The sequence below is a fragment of the Acetobacter conturbans genome (assembly GCF_011516755.1).
Taxonomy (GTDB): Bacteria; Pseudomonadota; Alphaproteobacteria; order Acetobacterales; family Acetobacteraceae; genus Acetobacter; species Acetobacter conturbans.
This window is the reverse complement of sequence record NZ_WOSY01000052.1, coordinates 1-3,709: the sequence shown is the minus strand read 5'-3', so window position 1 is coordinate 3,709 and position 3,709 is coordinate 1. Positions and strand designations below refer to the sequence as shown.

The following is a 3,709-nucleotide window of genomic DNA, read 5'->3' as shown; positions in this document are numbered from 1 at the left end:
CGGTAGCCAGTCCAGCGGCAAGGACCGTGCCACCTATCAGACCCCGGATCACGACACCACCACCGTGCGGAACATGCCCACCTCCATGTGGTAGAGCAGGTGGCAGTGATATGCCCACAGCCCGGGTTCGTCCGCCGTGACCAAGTAACTCAGCCGCTCACCCGGCTTGACGGTAATCGTGTGCTTGTAGGGTCGGCAGTCACCCTGCCCATTTTCCAGTTCGCTCCACAATCCATGCAGATGGATTGGATGCTCCATCATCGTGTCGTTGATCAGGACGAAGCGCACCCGCTCGCCCAAAGTCAGACGAATCGGTTCCGCTTCCGAGAACTTCTTGCCGTCGAATCCCCAGATGAAGCGTTCCATGCTGCCGGTCAGGTGCAGGGTGATCTCGCGCGACGGCGGGCGTGGGTCCGCGCCCGGGATCGTCGCCCGCAGATCGGCATAGGTCAGAACGCGGCGACCATTATTCTCCAGCCCGTCGCCCGGCTCCGCCAGCCGGTTGATCGGCATCATGGCGACACTCTGCACCGCGACGCCGGGTTTCAACTCTGTTTTATGCCGCGACGCAGCCGCCATGCCCGGCATATCCATCGCAGCGGCTCCGGGTCTGTTAGCCTCCTTCATGTCCATGTGATCCATGTCCATGCCGCCGCCGGCAGGGGCATCACCGGGCTTCCCCGGCGAACTCCCCATCTCCATGCCCGCCATGCCGCCCTTCATGTCCATATTCCCCATACCCATGTCGGTCATGGTGCGCAGAGGGCGCGGGTCCATGGGGGGAACCGGCCCGGCAAGGCCCGAACGGGTGGCGAGCGTGCCGCGCGCGTATCCGGTACGATCCTCGGCCTGGGCAAAGACTGTGTACGGTCCATCGGCGGTGGGGCTGACAATTACATCGTAGGTTTCCGCTGGCCCGATGCGGAATTCATCGACCGGGATGGGCTCCACGTCATTACCGTCGGCCTGAACAACGGTCATCGTCAGGCCGGGAACCCGCACGTCGAACAGCGTCATCGCCGATGCATTGATGAAGCGCAGGCGAATGCGCTCGCCCGGTCGGAACAGGCCCGTCCAGTTCGCCCCGGGAGACTGGCCGTTGATCAGGTAGGTGTAGATGATGCCCGAAACATCCAGAATATCGGTCGGTGCCATGTTCATGGCACCCCATTGCAGACGATCCCGGATGGTCGCACCCAGCCCCTGTCGATGCGCGTCACGGAAGAACGTGCCCACCGTACGCTGGCGGAAATTGTAGTAATCGCTCTGGAATTTGAGGTTGGAGACGATGTCCTCGGGATCGACGTCGGTCCAGTCGGACAGGACCATCACATAGTCACGGTCGAAATGCTGCGCGTAACCATCCTTCGGATCGATGATCAGAGCCCCATACAGGCCCGTCTGCTCCTGGAAGCCGGAATGGCTGTGATACCAGTAGGTGCCGCTCTGATGCAGCGGGAAGCGATAGGTGAACGTCTCGCCGGGCGCGATGCCGCCGAAGCTGAGGCCGGGCACGCCATCCATGTGGGCCGGCACCCGGAGGCCGTGCCAGTGGATCGACGTGGGCTCATCCAACCGGTTGGTGACGTTCAGTTCGACCGTGTCACCCTGACGCCAGCGCAGGATCGGCGCGGGCGTGGAGCCGTTCACACCCACCGCGTGCATGCGCGCACCGGTGATATTGATCGGTACAGAACCGATCGTAAGGTCGAAACGGGTGCCAGGCAGCGGGTCGGGCCGACCCGACGCCGGCGCATAGACCGGAGCGTAGGCGCCCGCGCTGCCCTGCGGGACGGCCAGCGCCGCCCCCCACAGGCCCGTCCCGACGACGAAACGGCGGCGCGTGATCGCGCTCCGTCCCGCAAGGGATCGTATTGACATGAATAATAGTCCGCAAAAGAGAGAAGGCGGAACCGGTCATAGGTCAATGACCAGTCCTGAGACTGTCAGAACAGAATCAGGCCATCTGTCTGGGCGGTGGCAGCGCCGGCGCGAACCCATGACCGACGATGCGATCTGAGCGAGACAAGCCGAAAGGTGCCGTAACACCTGAGTAATCAAACGCCCTGGTCACGGAGGGCGGCATCAGCCAATTGGCGACGCAGGCACCCTGGGCGCAGCAATCGCCGCAATGATGACATGGATGATGGTCGTGGCACGGTTCATGATTGCAATGTGCGGTCGTCGTATCCGCACGGGATGGCATCTGCATCCCTGGCATGTCGGCCATCGGCTGGGTAACCACAGCAACTGTAGAGGGCAACGTGGCGGCATGACCCGGCATGACGGATGCCAGCATCAGCCCCACCTGCAGAAGCAGGCAGGCCAGCAACCGTCCCAACCGTATCGCGCCGATCTCTTGCACGTCTACCCCGTTATCTTGCTGACCGTTTCGATCAGTTCCCCGATTTTTTCCTGACGCTCCACCGGATCGCCGGATTCGATCGCCTCTACAACGCAGCCCGCGATATGTTCGCGCAGAACAAGCCCCTCGAGCCGATGCAACGCCGCCTTGGCGGCCCGAAGCTGAAGCAGAACATCCACGCAATAGCGGTCGTCGTCCACCATTTTCTGGATGCCACGCACCTGACCTTCGACCCGTTTCAGGCCCTGTAAAATCTTTACCCGTGACTGCCTCATTGCAATATACCCTACCGGGGCATACCTTGAAGTGCAAGCGATTATGGCATACTTCGACGCCGCGGCTGGCGGCCACAAGCAAGGGGGCTTCATGACGAACGACAATACAGCAGCTTGCGCGTCCCATCTCCATGGAGATGGTCCCACCCCGGCAGCGACCGGAGTTGACGCGCACCTGGTCAAGGATCCTGTGTGTGGCATGACGGTCGATCCCGCGACGGCGACGCATCATGCCGACCATGATGGCCGGACCTGGTATTTTTGCAGCGCGCACTGCCAGACAAAGTTCGAGGCCGCCCCCTGTCATTACCTGCACAAGGCGGACACGACGCCCATCAAGCCTCAGCCCAGGCGGGCCGGGGTGATCTGGACCTGCCCGATGCACCCTCAGATCCGACAGGATCACCCCGGCTCCTGCCCCATCTGCGGCATGGCGCTGGAACCGGAGGAGCCATCCGACGCCGACATGCCCAACCCGGAACTCGTGGATTTCAGCCGGCGCCTATGGGGAGCGAGCATATTGGCGGTCCCGCTCGTCGTCATCGCCATGGCGGCGGATATGGGAGGGCTGGCATTTTTCGATGGCGGCCTGACGAACTGGATTCAGTTGGCGCTTACGGCACCAATCGTGCTGTGGGCCGGCTGGCCGTTCCTCGAACGCGGCTGGATGTCTCTCCGCACTCGGCATCTGAACATGTTTACGTTGATCATGCTGGGCGTCGGCGCGGGCTTTCTCTACAGCATCGCCGCGACAGTAGCCCCTGGCCTGTTCCCTGCTGCCTTCCGCATGCATGACGGGTCGGTCCCAGTCTATTACGAAGCCGCCGGTGTTATCGTGGCCCTGGTGTTGGCCGGGCAGGTCCTGGAACTGCGCGCCCGCGCCCGTACCAGTCGCGCCATTCGCGCCCTGCTGGATCTCGCACCGAAAATCGCACACCGGGTCGGCGCGCAGGATCGCGAGGACGACGTACCGCTGGCCCAGATCGTGCCCGGCAATCGGCTCCGCATCCGGCCGGGGGAAAGCATCCCGGTGGACGGCACCGTCATGGACGGGCGCTCCAGCGTGGAC

4 protein-coding genes are annotated in these 3,709 nt (G+C 63.0%); 1 reads left to right on the top strand and 3 read right to left on the bottom strand.

All coding sequences use genetic code 11. The annotated features are described in order from the left end of the window. Positions 1–48: 48 nt before the first annotated feature. The 3 genes from GOB81_RS17155 to GOB81_RS17145 all read right to left on the bottom strand — a co-directional run bounded on the left by GOB81_RS17155 (position 49) and on the right by GOB81_RS17145 (position 2,640). On the bottom strand, positions 49–1,881 hold the full coding sequence (locus tag GOB81_RS17155) for a copper resistance system multicopper oxidase (RefSeq protein WP_062497147.1): 1,833 nt from the start codon (positions 1,879–1,881) through the stop codon (positions 49–51). A gap of 76 nt (positions 1,882–1,957) precedes the next feature. Beyond that, a complete protein-coding gene (locus tag GOB81_RS17150; RefSeq protein ID WP_029604282.1) occupies positions 1,958–2,332 on the bottom strand; it encodes a hypothetical protein in 375 nt (124 codons plus the stop codon). 35 nt (positions 2,333–2,367) lie between these two features. Further along, on the bottom strand, positions 2,368–2,640 hold the full coding sequence (locus GOB81_RS17145) for a metal-sensitive transcriptional regulator (RefSeq protein ID WP_062106135.1): 273 nt from the start codon (positions 2,638–2,640) through the stop codon (positions 2,368–2,370). A gap of 43 nt (positions 2,641–2,683) precedes the next feature. On the opposite strand from GOB81_RS17145, the gene GOB81_RS17140 reads away from it, so the two are divergent. Next, positions 2,684–3,709: heavy metal-binding domain-containing protein (locus GOB81_RS17140; protein WP_173571435.1), on the top strand; the 1,026-nt coding region annotated here is incomplete at its 3' end.

Coding starts and splice junctions, on each gene's coding strand:
- GOB81_RS17155 (WP_062497147.1), bottom strand. CDS start 1,881: ATGTCAATACGATCCCTTGCGGGACGGAGCGCGATCACGCGCCGCCGT.
- GOB81_RS17145 (WP_062106135.1), bottom strand. CDS start 2,640: ATGAGGCAGTCACGGGTAAAGATTTTACAGGGCCTGAAACGGGTCGAA.